The sequence below is a fragment of the Rhabdobacter roseus genome, assembly GCF_014202275.1.
GTDB lineage: Bacteria > Bacteroidota > Bacteroidia > Cytophagales > Spirosomataceae > Rhabdobacter > Rhabdobacter roseus.
On the sequence record NZ_JACHGF010000003.1, the window covers coordinates 33,194 to 51,323 of the forward strand.

An 18,130-nucleotide genomic window follows, 5' to 3' on the forward strand; every position below is an offset into this window, starting at 1 on the left:
AGGGGTACTTGGGCCAAGTACCTGGCAAAACGGCCCGCGAAGTACTTGAGCCCAAGTACCTTTACAAGCCCGGCAAGCGCCCCTGCAGCCCGCCCGTATGCACCGCCACCAGGGTACTTCCGGCGGGAAAGTACCCTTTTTGAAGGAGGTCGTACAGGCCAAAAAAGAGCTTGCCGGTATAGACCTGCTCGAGCAGAATGCCGTGCTCCTGCTCAAACTTTTGGATGAATGCGAGGAGCTGCGGACTATGACGCCCGTAGCCGCCCTGGTGGTACTCCGTAAAAAGCTGCAAGGTACCTACGCACGTTTCCGGCGGAAGAAGCTCTTCTATTTCTTTTTCCAAAAAATGACCTCCCTTCAACGCGGAAAAAGCCAGTACCTGCGCTCCGGCCGATAGGATGCCCGCCGCCGTGCCGCCCGTGCCGGCAGCTACCGCGTAGTAGATGGGCCGATAGCCCAGCTGCGCTTCCGTTTCCTGCACCAGCTCCCGTACGCCCGGCAACGCCAGCGATGTAGTACCTCCTTCGGGTACTACCAGCGTGGCCCGGAAGGTACTTTGAAGCTGCTGCAGGTAGGCCGGGTCGTGGCGTTGGCGGTAGTGCTCGCGGCTCACAAAATGCAGCTCCATGCCCTGTTCGCGGCAAAAACGAAGGGTACTTGTCTCGCGCGCGGGGTGGGCGTACTCTTCTCCGCGTACAATACCCACGGTAGGTACTTGTAGCGCCGCACCGGCGGCAGCCAGGGCATAGAGATGGTTGGAGTGGGCTCCGCCAAACGTGAGCAGCCGCGGCGAGTCCGCCGGATCGAGGCTTTGCAGGAGGTACTTGAGTTTCCTCCATTTGTTGCCCGAAACCGTGGGGTGAAGCAGGTCGTCGCGCTTCACGAACAGCTGAACGCCCGCCCGCTCCGTAACGGCGTCGGACACGGCCTGCAACGGGCTGGGCTTGGGGCAAAACGGTAAGTCCACGTATTTTTTGGTATTTTTGCCAAAAGTACACTACTTACCCATAGAAGCTATGGGTTTTTTACCATTTCATTCAGCGCATGACCCAGGAAGAGTTAGACCCCATTGAAGACGAGGAAGATCTGTACGAGCACTACCGGTTGGTGGTGGATAAAGGGCAGGGACCGATGCGGCTCGACAAGTACCTGAGCACGCACGTGCCCAACGCCACGCGCACCAAAATCCAGAACGGCATCGACGCGGAGGCCATCCGGGTCAACGACAAACCCACCAAGGCCAGCTACAAAATAAAGCCCTTCGACGTGCTTACGCTCTCGCTGCCCGAGCCCCCGCGCGACACCCAGGTACTTCCCGAAAACCTGCCGCTGGATATTCGCTACGAAGACGACGAACTGCTCATCATCAACAAGCCGCCGGGCATGGTGGTACACCCGGCTTACGGCAACTGGAGCGGCACGCTCGTGAACGGGCTGGTGTACCATTTTCAGCAACTTCCTACCGCGCGCAACGGCGAGATCCGGCCCGGCCTGGTGCACCGCATCGACAAGGATACCTCCGGGCTGCTGGTAGTTGCCAAAACCGAATACGCCATGACGCACCTGGCCCGGCAGTTCTTCGACCACAGCATTGAGCGTACCTACTACGCACTGGTGTGGGGGGTACCTAAGGCCGAGAAGGGTACCATCACGGGGCACATTGGCCGCAGCGCCAAAGACCGGCGCGTGATGGCTGTCTTTCCCGACGGCAGCCAGGGCAAGCAGGCCGTGACGCACTACGAGGTACTGCTGCCGCTGCGTTACGTATCGCTCATCAAGTGTAAGCTCGAAACCGGCCGCACGCACCAGATCCGGGCGCACATGCAGTACCTGGGGCACCCGCTTTTTCATGATACCACCTACGGCGGCCACCGCATCTTGCGCGGTACCACCAGCGGCAGCTACAAGGCCTTCGTCGAAAATTGCTTCCGGCTCATGCCCCGGCAGGCGCTGCACGCCCGCTCGCTGGGCTTTGTGCACCCGCGTACCAAAGAGTGGATGCAGTTTGAGAGCCCACTGCCGGAGGATTTCCAGCAGGTACTTGAAAAGTGGGACCAGTATGTAAAGTACCAGTGAAAGTACCCCAAAAAACGGCCAACAAATTCACGCAGTAGTAGTAGTATCCGGGTATTCAGGTACTTTCTATAGAAATACACTACTCTGAACCCTGATCGACTCTTTATTATCATTACACTATGACCCTGACAACCCGCCCCGGAACGCCGGAAGACACCCCGGCCCTCTTTGAACTTGTGAAGGAACTGGCCATTTATGAAAAAGCACTTGACCAGGTGACGAATACGCTGGACCGACTGAATCGGGATTACGAAGAAAAACTATTTGATTTTTTTGTGGCCGAAGCCGACGGGAAAATCGTGGGGATTTCGCTGTACTACTTCCGCTACTCGACCTGGAAAGGCAAGCGCCTCTACATGGAAGACATCATCGTGACGGAAAGTATGCGGGGCAACGGCATCGGAAAGCTGCTCTTCGACGCCACCGTACAGGCCGCCCGCGACACCGGCTGCACCGGCATGATGTGGCAGGTACTGGATTGGAATACCTCCGCCCACGGCTTTTATAGAAAGTACGGTACCCGCTTCGACGACGAGTGGATCAACTGCCACCTCGACTTTTAAGTAGCAAGGGGCATAGGGCTAAGGGCATGAAGCCGTATCTTTATGACCCGCGTTTGCTTCTACTAAAACATATTTCCCGTTAACAAGAAAACCCCGCTTCCTACGAGGCGGGGTTTTCAATTCTTATGCAAAAGGTATTTTTTATTTCCGGGCGGAGCGGGTTTTCTTGATCGTAACCGGTACGCACACTTCGGCCGGGCAGCACTCGGTCACCGCTACGATGATGGGGCAGCAGCCTTGCGCCGGGCACTGTGTACCAGCCGCCGTGAAGGTGTACTGGCCGGTTTCGCTGATGATGTAACTGTTGCCCGTGGCGATCTGTACGTTGTCCTTAAACCACACTACGTCGGTGTACCTGGCATCTACTGACGCCTGGTACTTTTGGCCCAGGCAGAGCTCCACCGGCACCGTGAAGCACTCGCGGTCGATGTCGTCTTCGCCCTCAGCGCCGTTGTCGGGGGTGCTGTCGCGGTCTTTCTCAGTCATCTTGGTAATCTCGGCGGTATTGAACCACACACCCTGCGCAATAACCCGCACCTTGATTTGCAGCGACACGGTATCGCCTACTTCCAGGCTATCGAATTTCCAGATGCCCGTGCCCGCCGTGTAGGTACCTACGCTGGCCAGGTACGAGAGGTACTGCACACCGGCGTTGAGGGTGTCGGTCACTTCGATGCCGTGGGTGGTAGCTTCGCCTTCGTTCCACACCCGAATGGTGTAGGTGATGGTATCGCCCTGAGCGGCTACTTTGGTGCTGATGGATTTATCCAGCGCCAGGTCGTATTCTTTGGTACAATCCAGTCGCTCTACCGCCACGGTATCCGTACAGGTACCGTTGGAAAGGATGAATTTGTACACGCCTACTTCGGTCATGCCCGTTACTACCCCTGCGGCGGTGATGGCGGCGGCGGCTGGGTTGCCCGAGGCGGCCGTCCAGGTACCTCCGGCGGTGGCCACCAGCGTCAGCGTGTCGTTGCAGGTACTTTGGTTGTCGGGTGCGCTGTTGGTACCGCGGAAGATAAACACCGTGTCGGCACAGGTACCTCCGATGGTCATGTCACGCAAGATGAACGCATAGATACCGCTTTCCGTGAGGCCACTAACCTGCCCCGTGGTGGCGTTGATCGTGGCTACGGACGGACCATCCCCAACGACCCACTCCTGGTTTTCGCCGGCGTTGGGTAGTTTAAAGGTAGTAGCCGGAGCGCAAACCGTTTGGTCGGCACCCGCATCGGGCTTGACACACTCCAGACTACAGTCGGGCACCAGTACCTGCACGGTATCGGCGCAGTCGCCCGCTTGCCATACCAGCGTATAGGTACCTACCGTAAGGCCGCTGATGGTCGTTTTAGGATCATTGGCATCGGCAATGGTGATTACCGAAGGTGAATTTCCTACCTGAATCCAGGTGGCTCCGGCAAACGGCTGGGCGTTGAGCGTAGCGGTCGTTGCGGGCTGGATACCCACACAAACCACGGGTATATCCGCCCCGGCCTCGGGCTTGGCGGCGTTTTCATCAAAGATCACTCGCGCCGTGTCGGAGGCCGTACAACCGTTGGCGGGGTTGGTCACCGTCACGGTGTAGGTACCTGGCTCGGTAGCCACGTAGGTAGGCGTGGTGGTGTTGGCCGGTACGCCGGGACCGCTCCACAGGTAGGTCAAACCTTGCGCCGGGGTAGTTGTTGGCGTGAGCGTCACGGTCGTTTGAGCGCAGCTGAGCATTCCCCCATCTACTACTACGGTAGGCTTGCCGTTATCCTGCGTCACTACTACCGTGTCCGAAGCCGTACAACCGTTGGTGGCACTCGTCACCGTCACGATGTAGGTACCTGCTTGGGTTACTTCAATTTCGGCGGTACTGGCCGTGAAGCTTTCCGGACCGGTCCAGGCGTAGGTTACGCCGGTGGGGGTACCTACGGCGGTGATCGTGAGCGAAGAAGCATCGCAGGTCAGCAGCCCGTCGTTCTCTACGGTAGCTACCACCGAAGGTACTTCTTTGTCGCCACTAACAATAGCCGTGTCGGAGGCCGTACAACCGTTGGCGGGGTTGGTCACCGTCACCGTGTAAGTACCGGCTACCGTGGCTACGTAGGTAGGTGTGGTGGTGTTGGCTGGTACACCGGGACCGCTCCAGAGGTAGGTCAAGCCTTGCGCTGGGGTAGTTGCTGGCGTAAGCGTGATGGTCGTTTGCTCGCAGTTGAGCATTCCTCCATCTACTACGACGGTAGGCTTGCCGTTATCTTGCGTCACCACCACCGTGTCCGAAGCCGTACAGCCGTTGGTGGCACTCGTCACCGTCACGATGTAGGTACCTGCTTGGGCCACTTCAATTTCGGCAGTACTGGCCGTGAAGCTTTCCGGACCGGTCCAGGCGTAGGTCACGCCGGTGGGGGTACCTACGGCGGTGATCGTGAGCGAAGAAGCGTCACAGGTCAGCAGCCCGTCGTTCTCTACAGTAGCTACCACCGAAGGTACTTCTTTGTCGCCCGTTACTACTGCCGTGTCAGAAGACGTACAGCCGTTGGCCGGGTTCGTGACCGTCACCGTGTAAGTACCGGCTAACGTGGCTACGTAGGTAGGTGTGGTGGTGTTGGCTGGTACACCGGGACCGCTCCAGAGGTAGGTCAAGCCTTGCGCTGGGGTAGTGGTTGGCGTGAGCGTCACGGTCGTTTGCTCGCAGTTAAGTACTCCTCCGTTGATGACTACCTGTGGTGTCAGCGTGTCGATGCTTACTTCGGCGGTGGCCTCCGACTGGCAGCTACTTCCGGGCTTGGTGACCGTCAGTGTGTAAGTACCAGGTACGGATACCTGCGGATTTTGCAAATTCGACGTAAAGCTACCAGGCCCCGTCCAGGTGTAGGTTACGCCTTCGGCCTGCGAAGAGCCTTTCAGGGTCACCGTGATTTGCGCGCAGGTGAGGGTATCACCCACGGCCGTAGCGCCGGGGAGTTCGTTGTCTTTAGTTACCAAGGCCGTATCGGAAGCCGTACAGCCGCTGGCAGGATTCGTCACCGTCAGGGTGTAGGTACCTGCTTCGCTCACAACGGGCTCTTTCTCCGTTGATACAAAGGCATTAGGTCCTGACCAGCTGTAGGTATACTGGTTGTTGTCGGGAGTGACCGTCGCCGTCAGCTTGATGCTCGACGTAGTGCAGGTCAGCGCGCCGCCCTTGGCTACCACCACAGGTACCGCTTTGTCTTCGAGAACGACGGAGGTACCTGACTTTTCACAACCATTAGCGGAGTTCGTAACTACTACGGAGTAGGTACCTGGGGTAGTTACCGTGAAGCTGGCTACGTTGCCGGGGTTAGTTACGCCCTGCGGTACCGTCCACACGTAGCTGGCAGTACCTCCGTTCAAAGTACCTACCGTGGCCGTCAGCGTTTGGCTGGGGTCGATACAGGTAAGCGTGATGGCGTTGAGAGAAACCGTCGGTGGTGTTTTGTCTTCCTCTACCATTGTAGAAGCCGACGCTTTACAGCCCGTAGCTGAGTTGGTCACCTCTACACTATAAGTACCTCCTACTGTCACCGTGAAGCTAGCCACGTTGCCGGGGTTGGTTACGCCACCTGGTACCGTCCAGACGTAGCTGGCCGTGCCGCCGCCCAGGTTTTCTACCGTGGCCGTTAAAGTCTGGCTGGTGGTAGTACAGGTAAGTTCAATTGCATTTAGGGTAACCGTAGGCAACGTTCCGTTTTCCGTCACGGAGGTACTGCCGGTGGCCGAGCAGCCATTGCCGGTGCTGGTCACGACCACCGAATAGGTACCTGCCATGCTGGCGCTGAAGCTGGCCACGTTGCCGGGGTTGGTCACTCCTTGCGGTACCGTCCAGACGTAGCTGGCTCCCGTGACGGGCGTGGCCGAAATCGTCACGCTCGTTTTGGTACAAGTCAGCGGGCCGTCGTTGGTGACTGTCACCACTGGAGGCGTCGTGCTGCCGGTGACGGAAGTACTTCCGTTGGCTGAGCAGCCGTTGGCGGTGCTGGTCACTACCACCGAGTAGGTACCTACGACACTGGCGCTGAAGCTGGCCACGTTGCCGGGATTGGTTACGCCATCGGGTACCGTCCAGACGTAGCTGGCTCCCGTGGCAGGCGTGGCCGAAATCGTTACGCTCGTCTTGGCGCAGCTCAGCGGACCGTTGTTGGTTACCGTAACCACTGGCGGCGTTTTGTCTTCCTCTACTTTCGTAGTAGCCGACGCTTTACAGCCCGTGGCGGAGTTGGTCACCTCTACCGAGTAAGTACCTCCTACCGTCACCGTGAAGCTAGCCACGTTGCCGGGGTTGGTTACGCCACCTGGTACCGTCCAGACGTAGCTGGCCGTGCCGCCGCCCAGGTTTTCTACCGTGGCCGTTAAAGTCTGGCTAGTGGTAGTACAGGTAAGTTCAATTGCATTTAGGGTAACCGTAGGCAACGTTCCGTTTTCCGTCACGGAGGTACTGCCGGTGGCCGAGCAGCCATTGCCGGTGCTGGTCACGACCACCGAATAGGTACCTACCACACTGGCGCTGAAGCTGGCCACGTTGCCGGGGTTGGTCACTCCTTGCGGTACCGTCCAGACGTAGCTGGCACCCGTGACGGGCGTGGCCGAAATCGTCACGCTCGTTTTGGTGCAGGTCAGCGGGCCGTCATTAATTACCGTCACCGTAGGTACCTCTTTATCTTCCGTGACCATCGTTGAAGCAGACTTCTTACAACCGCTGGTCAGGTTGGTCACCTCTACACTATAGGTACCTGCTACCGTCACCGTGAAGCTGGCTACGTTGCCCGGGTTGGTTACGCCCTGCGGTACCGTCCAGACGTAGCTGGCCGTGCCGCCGTTCAGGCTACCTACCGTGGCCGTCAGCGTTTGGCTGGGGTTGGCGCAAGTCAGCTTGATGGTATTGAGACTCACGGCTGGTTTAAGAGTATCGATACTCACCTCGGCGGTGGCCATCGACTGGCAATCGCTACCGGCCTTGCTTACGGTTAGCGTGTAAACTCCCGGTGTAGACACCGTGGGGTTTTGCAAATTCGAGGTAAAGCTATTGGGGCCCGTCCAGGCGTAGGTTACTCCCGAGGCCTGCGAAGAACCTTTTAGGGTTACCGTCGTCTGCTCGCACGTAATCGTATCGCCAATGGCCGTCGCACCGGGCAGGTCCGTATCCTTCTTCACCTCTGCCGTATCCGAAGCCGTACAGCCGTTGGCCAGGTTGGTGACTACCAGGGTGTAAATCCCTGCTTCGCCTACCGAAGGTTCTTTTTCCGTCGATACGTAAGCATTGGGCCCCGACCAGGCGTAGCTGTAACCAGCTCCGGCGGGCACAAGGGTTACGGAGAATTTCACACTGGAGGTTGAGCAGGTAATCCGTCCACCGGTCGCCGTCACCTGAGGCGCTGTCTTGTTTTCAGAAACAATGGCCGTGTCGGAGGCCGTACAGCCATTGGCCGGATTCGTCACCGTAACGGTGTAAGTACCTACGGCATTGGCTACGTAGGTAGGCGTAGTGGTATTGGCTGGCACGCCGGGGCCGCTCCACAGGTAGGTCAGTCCGTTGGCTGGGTTGGTCGTTGGCGTGAGGGTAAGGGAAGTGGCTATGCAAGTCAGCACGCCTCCATTCACCGCTACCGTCGGAGCCGCCTTATCTTGCGTCACTTCTTTGGAAGCCGACGCCTTACAGCCGTTGACCGAGTTGGTCACTTCGACTGAATAATTTCCTGCTACCGTTACCGTAAAGCTGGCTACGTTGCCGGGGTTGGTCACACCCTGTGGCACCGTCCAGACGTAGCTGGCCGTGCCACCGCCCAGGTTATTGACCGAGGCCGTCAGCGTTTGGCTCGGGCTGGCGCAGGTCAAAGTGATCGGATTCAAGGAAACCGTGGGCGTGGCGGTGCTGCCCGTCACTTCTTTGGAAGCCGAAGCCTTACAGCCGTTGGCCGAGTTGGTCACTTCGACTGAATAATTTCCTGCTACCGTTACGGCAAAGCTGGCCACGTTGCCCGGGTTGGTCACACCACCCGGTACCGTCCAGACGTAGCTGGCCGTACCGCCACCCAGGTTCTCCACCGAGGCCGTCAGCGTTTGGCTTGGACTGGCGCAGGTCAAAGTGATCGGATTCAAGGATACCGTGGGCGTGGCGGTGCTACCGGTGACGGAAGTACTTCCGTTGGCCGAGCAGCCATTGCCGGTGCTGGTCACGACCACCGAGTAGGTACCTACCACGCTGGCGCTGAAGCTGGCCACGTTGCCGGGGTTGGTCACTCCTTGCGGTACCGTCCAGACGTAGCTGGCACCCGTGGCGGGCGTGGCCGAAATCGTCACGCTCGTTTTGGTACAAGTCAGCGGGCCGTCGTTGGTGACTGTCACCACTGGAGGCGTCGTGCTGCCGGTGACGGAGGTGCTACCGTTGGCCGAGCAGCCGTTGCCGGTGCTGGTCACCACCACCGAGTAGGTACCTACCACGCTGGCGCTGAAAGAAGCCACGTTGCCGGGGTTGGTTACGCCATCGGGTACCGTCCAGACGTAGCTGGCTCCCGTGGCAGGCGTGGCCGAGATCGTCACGCTCGTCTTGGCGCACGTCAGCGGACCGTTGTTGGTCACCGCCACCGTCGGAGGCGTTTTGTTTTCTGTTACTTCCTTGGATGCCGAAGCCTTACAACCGTTGGCCGAGTTGGTCACCTCCACACTATAATTTCCTGCTACCGTTACCGCAAAGCTGGCTACGTTGCCGGGGTTGGTCACACCACCCGGTACCGTCCAGACGTAGCTGGCCGTGCCACCGCCCAGGTTATTGACCGAGGCCGTCAGCGTTTGGCTAGGGCTGGCGCAGGTGAGGGTAATGGTATTTAAAGATACCGTCGGGGTCGTGGTGCTGCCCGTCACTTCTTTGGAAGCCGACGCTTTACAACCGTTGGCCGAGTTGGTCACTTCTACACTATAGGTACCTGCTACCGTTACCGCAAAGCTCGCCACATTGCCGGGGTTGGTCACACCACCCGGTACTGTCCAGACGTAGCTGGCCGTGCCGCCGCCCAGGTTGCCCGCCGAGGCCGTCAAGGTCTGGCTGGGGCTGGCGCAGGTCAGGGTAATGGTATTTAAAGATACCGTCGGGGCAGCGGTGCTGCCCGTCACTTCTTTGGAAGCCGAAGCTTTACAACCGTTGGCCGAGTTGGTCACTTCGACTGAATAATTTCCTGCTACCGTTACGGCGAAGCTGGCTACGTTGCCGGGGTTGGTCACACCCTGTGGCACCGTCCAGACGTAGCTGGCCGTGCCGCCGTCCAAACCACCTACCGTGGCCGTCAGCGTTTGGCTCGGGCTGGCGCAGGTCAGCGTGATCGTATTTAAGGATACCGTCGTTGGTGTTTTGTTTTCTGTTACTTCTTTGGAAGCCGTCGCCTTACAACCGTTGGCCGAGTTAGTCACTTCTACACTATAGGTACCCGCTACCGTTACCGCAAAGCTGGCTACGTTGCCGGGGTTGGTCACACCACCCGGTACCGTCCAGACGTAGCTGGCTGTGCCGCCATTCAGGTTGCCTGGCGTAGCCGTCAAGGTCTGGCTGGGGCTGGCGCAGGTCAGGGTAATGGTATTTAAGGAAACCGTCGGTGGTGTTTTGTTTTCCTCTACCAGTTTAGAAGCCGAGGCCTTACAACCGTTGGCCGAGTTGGTCACCTCCACACTATAAGTACCTGCTACCGTCACGGCAAAGCTGGCTACGTTGCCGGGGTTGGTCACACCCTGTGGTACCGTCCACACGTAGCTGGCCGTGCCGCCGTCCAAACCACCTACCGTGGCCGTCAGCGTTTGGCTCGGGCTGGCGCAGGTCAGCGTGATCGTATTTAGTGAAACTGTTGGCGTACTGGTGCTGCCCGTCACGGAGGTGCTGCCGTTGGCCGAGCAACCGTTGGCGGTGCTGGTTACCACTACCGAATAAGTACCGGCTACGCTGGCGCTGAAAGAAGCCACGTTGCCGGGATTGGTCACGCCCGGCGGTACCGTCCAGACGTAGCTGGCTCCCGTGGCGGGTGTGGCCGAGATGGTCACGCTCGTCTTGGCGCACGTCAGCGGACCGTTGTTGGTCACCGCCACCGTTGGAGGCGTTTTGTTTTCTGTTACTTCCTTGGAAGCTGACGCCTTACAACCGTTGGCCGAGTTGGTCACTTCTACACTATACGTACCTGCTACCGTTACGGCGAAGCTGGCTACGTTGCCGGGGTTGGTCACACCCTGTGGCACCGTCCACACGTAGCTGGCCGTGCCACCACCCAGGTTGCCTGGCGTAGCCGTCAAGGTTTGGCTCGGGCTGGCGCAGGTCAGGCTGATCGTATTTAAGGATACCGTCGGGGCAGCGGTGCTGCCGGTGACGGAGGTGCTGCCGTTGGCCGAGCAGCCGTTGGCGGTGCTGGTCACGACTACCGAGTAGGTACCGGCTACGCTGGCGCTGAAGCTGGCCACGTTGCCGGGGTTGGTCACCCCCTGTGGTACCGTCCAGACGTAGCTGGCTCCCGTGGCGGGTGTGGCCGAAATCGTTACGCTCGTCTTGGCGCACGTCAGCGGACCGTTGTTGGTCACCGCCACCGTCGGTGGTGTTGTGCTGCCGGTGACGGAGGTGCTGCCGTTGGCGGTGCAACCGTTGGCGGTGCTGGTTACCACTACCGAATAAGTACCGGCTACGCTGGCGCTGAAAGAAGCCACGTTGCCGGGATTGGTCACACCCTGCGGCACCGTCCAGACGTAGCTGGCTCCCGTGGCGGGTGTGGCCGAAATCGTCACACTCGTCTTGGTACACGTCAGCGGACCGTTGTTGGTCACCGCCACCGTCGGTGGTGTTTTGTTTTCTGTTACTTCCTTGGATGCCGACGCCTTACAGCCGTTGGCCGAGTTGGTCACTTCGACTGAATAATTTCCTGCTACCGTTACCGCAAAGCTGGTTACGTTGCCGGGGTTGGTCACACCCTGTGGCACCGTCCAGACGTAGCTGGCCGTGCCACCACCCAGGTTGCCAGCCGTGGCCGTCAAGGTCTGGCTGGGGCTGGCGCAAGTGAGGCTGATCGTATTCAAGGATACCGTCGGGGCAGCGGTGCTGCCCGTCACTTCTTTGGAAGCCGATGCCTTACAACCGTTGGCTGAGTTGGTCACTTCTACACTATAAGTACCTGCTACCGTCACCGCAAAGCTGGCGACGTTGCCCGGGTTGGTCACACCCTGTGGCACTGTCCAGACGTAGCTGGCCGTGCCGCCATTCAGGTTGCCTGGCGTGGCCGTCAAGGTCTGGCTGGGGCTGGCGCAGGTCAATGTGATGGTGTTCAAGGATACCGTCGGCGGCGTTTTGTTAGCCGTTACTTCTTTGGAAGCCGAAGCCTTACAGCCGTTGGCCGAGTTGGTCACCTCCACACTATAAGTACCTGCTACCGTTACCGCAAAGCTGGCTACGTTGCCCGGGTTGGTCACACCCTGTGGCACCGTCCAGACGTAGCTGGCCGTGCCGCCACTCAGGTTACCTGCCGTGGCCGTCAAGGTCTGGCTGGGGCTGGCGCAAGTGAGGCTAATTGTATTTAAGGATACCGTTGGGGCAGCGGTGCTGCCGGTGACGGTGGTACTGCCGTTGGCGGTGCAGCCGTTGGCCGTGCTGGTCACCACTACCGAGTAGGTACCCGCCACGCTGGCGCTGAAAGAAGCTACGTTGCCCGGATTGGTCACGCCCTGCGGCACCGTCCAGACGTAGCTGGCTCCCGTGGCAGGTGTGGCTGAGATCGTCACGCTCGTCTTGGTACACGTCAGCGGGCCATTGTTGGTCACCGTGACCGTCGGTGGCGTTTTGTTTTCTGTTACTTCTTTGGAAGCCGACGCCTTACAACCGTTGGCCGAGTTGGTCACTTCGACTGAATAATTTCCCGCTACCGTTACCGTAAAGCTGGCTACGTTGCCGGGGTTGGTCACACCCTGCGGTACCGTCCAGACGTAGCTGGCCGTGCCGCCACTCAGGTTACCTGCCGTAGCCGTCAGCGTTTGGCTGGGGCTGGCGCAGGTCAATGTGATGGTGTTCAAGGATACCGTGGGCGTGGCGGTGCTGCCGGTGACGGTGGTACTGCCGTTGGCGGTGCAACCGTTGGCCGTGCTGGTCACTACCACCGAGTAGGTACCCGCCACGCTAGCGCTGAAAGAAGCTACGTTGCCCGGATTGGTCACGCCCTGCGGCACCGTCCAGACGTAGCTGGCTCCCGTGGCGGGCGTGGCTGAAATCGTCACGCTCGTCTTGGCGCACGTCAGCGGACCGTTGTTGGTTACCGTGACCGTTGGGGGTGTTGTGCTGCCGGTGACGGAGGTACTTCCGGTGGCCGAGCAACCGTTGGCGGTACTGGTCACCACCACCGAGTAGGTACCGGCCACGCTGGCGCTGAAGCTGGCTACGTTGCCGGGATTAGTTACCCCCTGCGGTACCGTCCAGACGTAGCTGGCTCCCGTGGCAGGCGTGGCCGAAATCGTTACGCTCGTCTTGGCGCAGCTCAACGGACCGTTGTTGGTCACCGTAACCGTCGGTGGCGTTTTGTTTTCTGTTACTTCCTTGGATGCCGACGCCTTACAGCCATTGGCCGAGTTGGTCACTTCAACACTATATGCACCCGCTACCGTTACGGCGAAGCTGGCTACGTTGCCGGGGTTGGTCACACCTTGCGGTACTGTCCAGACGTAGCTGGCTGTGCCGCCATTCAGGTTGCCTGGCGTAGCCGTCAAGGTTTGGCTCGGCGAAGCACAGGTGAGGGTAATGGTATTTAAGGAAACCGTCGGGGCAGCGGTGCTGCCGGTGACGGAGGTGCTGCCGTTGGCCGAGCAGCCGTTGGCGGTACTGGTCACCACCACCGAATAAGTACCGGCTACGCTGGCGCTGAAAGAAGCTACGTTACCGGGATTGGTCACCCCCTGCGGTACCGTCCAGACGTAGCTGGCTCCCGTGGCGGGTGTGGCCGAGATGGTCACGCTCGTCTTGGTACACGTCAGCGGACCGTTGTTGGTCACCGCCACCGTCGGTGGTGTTGTGCTGCCGGTGACGGAGGTACTTCCGTTGGCCGAGCAGCCGTTGGCGGTGCTGGTCACGACTACCGAGTAGGTACCTACCACGCTGGCGCTGAAGCTGGCCACGTTGCCGGGATTGGTCACACCCTGCGGCACCGTCCAGACGTAGCTGGCTCCCGTGGCAGGCGTGGCTGAGATCGTCACACTCGTCTTGGCGCAGCTCAACGGGCCGTTGTTGGTCACCGTAACCGTTGGCGGCGTTTTGTTTTCTATTACGGAGGTACTTCCGTTGGCCGAGCAACCGTTGGCGGTGCTGGTCACCACCACCGAGTAGGTACCTACCACGCTGGCGCTGAAAGAAGCCACGTTGCCGGGGTTGGTTACACCCGGCGGTACGGTCCAGACGTAGCTGGCTCCCGTGGCGGGCGTGGCTGAGATCGTCACGCTCGTCTTGGTACACGTCAGCGGACCGTTGTTGGTCACCGTAACCGTTGGCGGCGTTTTGTTTTCTGTTACCTCGGTGGTGGCGGTAGCCGTACAGCTGGCCCCGGTGCCGGGAACCGTTACGACTACGGTATAAGTACCTACTTTAGTAGTGGAGAAGGAAGCTACGTTACCCGGATTGGTCACACCACTGGGTACCGTCCAGCTGTACGTAACGCCCGAAGACGGGGTAGGCGTAGCCGTAATGGTAACGCTGGATTTGGTACAGGAAAGTGGGCCATTGTTCGTGACCGTAACCGTCGGAGGCGTAACGCAAGTGGTAACGACTACCTCATCCAGTTTCAGGGCATCATTTTTCGCCGAGCCCACAATCCTGAGTTTTACCGCTCCAGCCGGTGCCGTGGCCTCAAAGGAGTATAACCCATAGGTAGGATTGGAAGAGAAAACGCTCTGCGTAACGCGCTGCTGCACCCGGTTCCCAATTCTAACATTACTGGAATTATAAAACTCGTAGGCTACATAATGATCTTTGCCATTACTGGATGTATACGGTGTGTGCGTAGAAGCACGCATGTTGATCTTGTATTCTTTTCCAACCGTAACGCCGGTTATATCCTGGTATACTTCGTAGGTACCTGAGGCGTCGCTATTATTGATTACCAAAGAAGGACCGTTGTTGTAAGCGTATTGGCCCGTGAAGGTGCTGTTGGAACCCGAGCCCGGTAACACCCAGCCGGTAGTACCGCTGCCAAATGAGCCATTGGTAACTAAATTTGGGGAGGTACATGGGCAAACCGTCGGTGTAGAGCAGGTCGTGCTGGCGTTGAAAGGACGGTAGTGAATTTCACCTCCATTCATGACCAACGACTTCCCAATTACCTGCCCGTCTATATTGCCACTGGTATTCTTAATAATATCGGCCTTGGGTGCCAATACGGTACCTTTGATGGTATTACCGCCCGTCATGGTGAGGGAGGTCGCGTTGGGGAAGTTATATATAATGAAAGCGCCTTCGGCGTCTCCTATGCCGGCCATAGACCAGGTGTTCCAGGTAATGGCACCGGCCGTAGAAACCGTGATTACCAGCGGTCGGGTACTGGTGGGGGCATTATTGAATGTAACATTGGTGTACCCACCCAGGTTCTGGCCGCTCATGGCCAGGTTCCATACGTTGGTCGTGTTGGACTGGAGCGTCAACTTGGGCGTGCTGCTTCCCTGATCAAAAGCAGGCGTAACGTTATTGGCGCAGCCTCCCAGCGTGGTGGAAGTGGCATTGAAGGCCGTAAACGCGGTGGTAAAATTAAAAACGCTACACTGCTGAAGGGTATTAGTAGCCTGCCCGGTGTTGATATTGACCTTGGGGTCGGCATTGCTATTTCCGCTTTGGCCCGTAATACGGGTATTGGATCCATTTACGGAAAAGAAATAGGAGCCCGTTTGATCGCACAGCTTCACCCAGCCGTTGCCGTTCACGTTCACACCACCTCCGCTCGTGTAGGTAACCTTGCCCTGGATGGTCAGCGCCAAGAAGTTATTGCCCGAGTTGGTGGTGGGCCTACTACCCGCATTGTTATAGGTATTACCCGTAACGTTGGTAGTTCCCTCCAAAATCAGATTCCCTCCGGCGGCTGAGCCACCGTCGATCTCTCCGGATTTGAGCGTTAAATTGTTTTGGACTACTACCCCATAGCCAGTAGCGGCGGCCGTAGGATTTTGGGAAAAAGCAGGAGTGACGCTAGCTACAGCCAACGCCATAGCTAACCTCAGAGAGGTAAAGTTTATTCTCATGTTAGTATAGTGTGTGTGTTACTCTATTTTGGCACGCTTGTTGCTCCTACTATTCCAATTGAATTATTCGTTTAAAAAATAAACTTTTGGAATAGTTAAGCTAAAAATCAATAGGTACTTCTCTCTTGCAAAAACCTCCCGAAGGGCTTCAAAAAGCTTCTCGATGGGAGGCACTATGTAAATGCTGCAAAGAACATGCCATTTTTTAGACGCCTTCGCGCCTAAAGAAATTTCATGCCTTCTTCAAAAAATATGTTCGAAGTAAAGCAATAAAAGTCACATTACCAATAACGATTTATTTTTTGGTCAATAACTACCCCTACTTCAGCAGATCCGGGCGCCTTTCGGCGGTGCGCTTTAGCGATTGTTCATGCCTCCATTCTTCGATGTTGGCCTCGTGGCCGGACAGCAACACGGCAGGTACTTCGTGTCCTTCAAACACAAAGGGACGTGTATAGACGGGAGGAGCCAGCAGATCATCCTGAAAAGAATCCGTTAGGGCTGAGGTTTCGTCGTTTAGTACGCCGGGTACCAGCCGAATGATGGCGTCGGCCAGAACGGCCGCGGCCAATTCGCCTCCCGAAAGTACGTAGTCGCCAATGCTGATTTCTTTGGTAATGAATAAATCACGCACGCGCTGGTCTACGCCTTTGTAATGGCCGCAGAGCAAAATGAGATTTTGGGCTAAGGAGAGGGTATTGACGGTTCGTTGCTGAAGAAGCGCCCCGTCGGGAGTGAGGTAGATTACTTCGTCGTAGGAGCGCTCGGCCTGTAAAGTACGCAGGCAGCGGGCAATGGGTTCGATCTGAAGTACCATGCCAGCCCCGCCGCCAAAAGCGTAGTCGTCTACGGTGCGGTGTTTGGTGGTGGCGTAGTCGCGCAGATCGTGTACATATACTTCTACGTGCTGTTTGTCCTGCGCTCTCTTCAGGATCGAGTGGCCAAAGAAGCTATCCAGCAGCTTGGGTACGCAGCTAATGATGTCAATCCGCATCGTCTTCCTCTGGTTCTGCTTCCGCGTTGGGGTCCAGGTACACCTCCAGCAAGCCTTCGGGAAGGTTCACCAGCAGCTGCCGGTTGAGCCGATCGGCCCGAAGTACAATTTCATTCACCGTGGGAATAAGTACCTCTACGCCCTGGTATTCCATGGCAATCAGGTCCTGGGCGTTTTGGGCGTATACATCCTTTACCGTACCGAGCTCGCCCAGTTGCTGGTCCACTACCCGGTACCCCTGGATTTCGTGGTAATAAAATTGGCCTTCTTCCAGTGCCTCCAGGGTATCCAACGGCATATACAAGGCAGTACCTACGAGCGCCTGTGCCTTCTCGATGGTGTTGATATCCTCAAACTGCACAATGGCTTTGCTTTGTTTCTGGAGGTTGATGCGCTCCACGAAGTACGGCACCAGCTCCCCTTTGATCTCCACAAAAACGGAGTCCATTTCTTCGTACTCCTCGGGATAGTCTACATCCAGATGTATGGTCAACTCGCCTTTGGTGCCGTGGGTACGTACGATATATCCCAACAAATAGCAGCTATCGTGTGTCAATATTAGATCGATTGATTGATTTGGAGAATTGATTTGTAAAAAATAGGGGTCTGTACGGCTAACCGGCAGACCCCTATTTTATTAAGTACCCTTGAAGAAGTATTACTCAGCCGCAGGGGTTTCTTCCTCCGTTGCTTCTCCTTCGGCAGAAGCCGTATCTTCAGCCTCTTCAGCGGGTGCTTCAGGTGCTTCGTCAGCCGGAGGGGTGTTCTTCTTGATAATTGCCTCGGCACGGGCCTGGTTCGATTTACGCTCAGCATCCAGCTTGGCTTGTTTCTCGGCCTCTTTCTTCTGCGTCAAAGCATCCGTGCTCGATGTTACTTTACCTTCCTTCGCTTGCTTCCACTCCTCAAAACGGGCATCTGCCACATCCTGCGTGATAGCCCCTTTAATAACGCCTACCTGCAAATGCTTACGAAGCAATACGCCTTCGTGGTGCAATATGGAGCGAGCGGTATCCGTGGGCTGTGCGCCTTTCAATAACCAATCTACGGCTTTCTCAGACTGCAAAACTACGGTTGAAGGATTGCTATTGGGATCAAAAGTACCGATTTTCTCGATGAAACGACCATCTCGTGGTGCTCTGGCATCGGCTACTACGATGTCATACATCGCTAGTTTTTTGCGTCCACGACGCGCTAATCTAATTTTTACTGCCATTATGTTTGTTTTAAATGAAGGAACTCGTCCTTCGGGTTAAACAGGGTGCAA

General features: G+C 57.5%; 7 protein-coding genes. 2 read left to right on the forward strand and 5 right to left on the reverse strand.

From position 1 onward, the window contains the following. Window positions 1-61 precede the first annotated feature (61 nt). Window positions 62-967: a 1-aminocyclopropane-1-carboxylate deaminase/D-cysteine desulfhydrase gene (locus HNQ92_RS10195; RefSeq protein ID WP_343062982.1), complete on the reverse strand. Its 906-nt coding sequence runs from the start codon at window positions 965-967 to the stop codon at window positions 62-64. Between the two features lie 77 nt (window positions 968-1,044). Here HNQ92_RS10195 and HNQ92_RS10200 point away from each other — a divergent pair, with 77 nt between their 5' ends. Both HNQ92_RS10200 and HNQ92_RS10205 read left to right on the forward strand, forming a co-directional pair. Continuing rightward, window positions 1,045-2,076 (forward strand): RluA family pseudouridine synthase, encoded by a 1,032-nt coding sequence (locus HNQ92_RS10200; RefSeq protein ID WP_184173855.1) that lies wholly within the window; start codon window positions 1,045-1,047, stop codon window positions 2,074-2,076. Window positions 2,077-2,195: 119 nt separating this feature from the next. Next, entirely contained in the window at window positions 2,196-2,639 is a 444-nt protein-coding gene (locus HNQ92_RS10205; RefSeq protein WP_184173856.1) for a GNAT family N-acetyltransferase, read from the forward strand. A gap of 141 nt (window positions 2,640-2,780) precedes the next feature. On the opposite strand, the gene HNQ92_RS10210 is transcribed toward HNQ92_RS10205, so the two are convergent. The 4 genes from HNQ92_RS10210 to HNQ92_RS10225 all read right to left on the reverse strand — a co-directional run bounded on the left by HNQ92_RS10210 (window position 2,781) and on the right by HNQ92_RS10225 (window position 18,079). Then, window positions 2,781-15,869: a collagen-binding domain-containing protein gene (locus tag HNQ92_RS10210; protein ID WP_184173858.1), complete on the reverse strand. Its 13,089-nt coding sequence runs from the start codon at window positions 15,867-15,869 to the stop codon at window positions 2,781-2,783. A gap of 319 nt (window positions 15,870-16,188) precedes the next feature. Then, complete coding sequence (gene trmD / locus HNQ92_RS10215; protein ID WP_184173860.1) at window positions 16,189-16,863, reverse strand: tRNA (guanosine(37)-N1)-methyltransferase TrmD; 675 nt, start codon at window positions 16,861-16,863, stop codon at window positions 16,189-16,191. Continuing rightward, window positions 16,853-17,398, reverse strand: a complete 546-nt coding sequence (gene rimM / locus HNQ92_RS10220; RefSeq protein WP_425504281.1) for a ribosome maturation factor RimM — start codon at window positions 17,396-17,398, stop codon at window positions 16,853-16,855. Before rimM ends, trmD begins: the two co-directional genes overlap by 11 nt. Before the next feature lie 123 nt (window positions 17,399-17,521). Next, window positions 17,522-18,079 carry a 30S ribosomal protein S16 gene (locus tag HNQ92_RS10225; RefSeq protein ID WP_184173864.1) on the reverse strand — a complete coding sequence of 186 codons (558 nt, stop codon included), beginning with the start codon at window positions 18,077-18,079 and terminating at the stop codon, window positions 17,522-17,524. Window positions 18,080-18,130: the final 51 nt, after the last annotated feature.

Coding starts and splice junctions, on each gene's coding strand:
- HNQ92_RS10200 (WP_184173855.1), top strand. CDS start 1,045: ATGACCCAGGAAGAGTTAGACCCCATTGAAGACGAGGAAGATCTGTAC.
- HNQ92_RS10205 (WP_184173856.1), top strand. CDS start 2,196: ATGACCCTGACAACCCGCCCCGGAACGCCGGAAGACACCCCGGCCCTC.
- HNQ92_RS10210 (WP_184173858.1), bottom strand. CDS start 15,869: ATGAGAATAAACTTTACCTCTCTGAGGTTAGCTATGGCGTTGGCTGTA.
- trmD (WP_184173860.1), bottom strand. CDS start 16,863: ATGCGGATTGACATCATTAGCTGCGTACCCAAGCTGCTGGATAGCTTC.
- HNQ92_RS10225 (WP_184173864.1), bottom strand. CDS start 18,079: ATGGCAGTAAAAATTAGATTAGCGCGTCGTGGACGCAAAAAACTAGCG.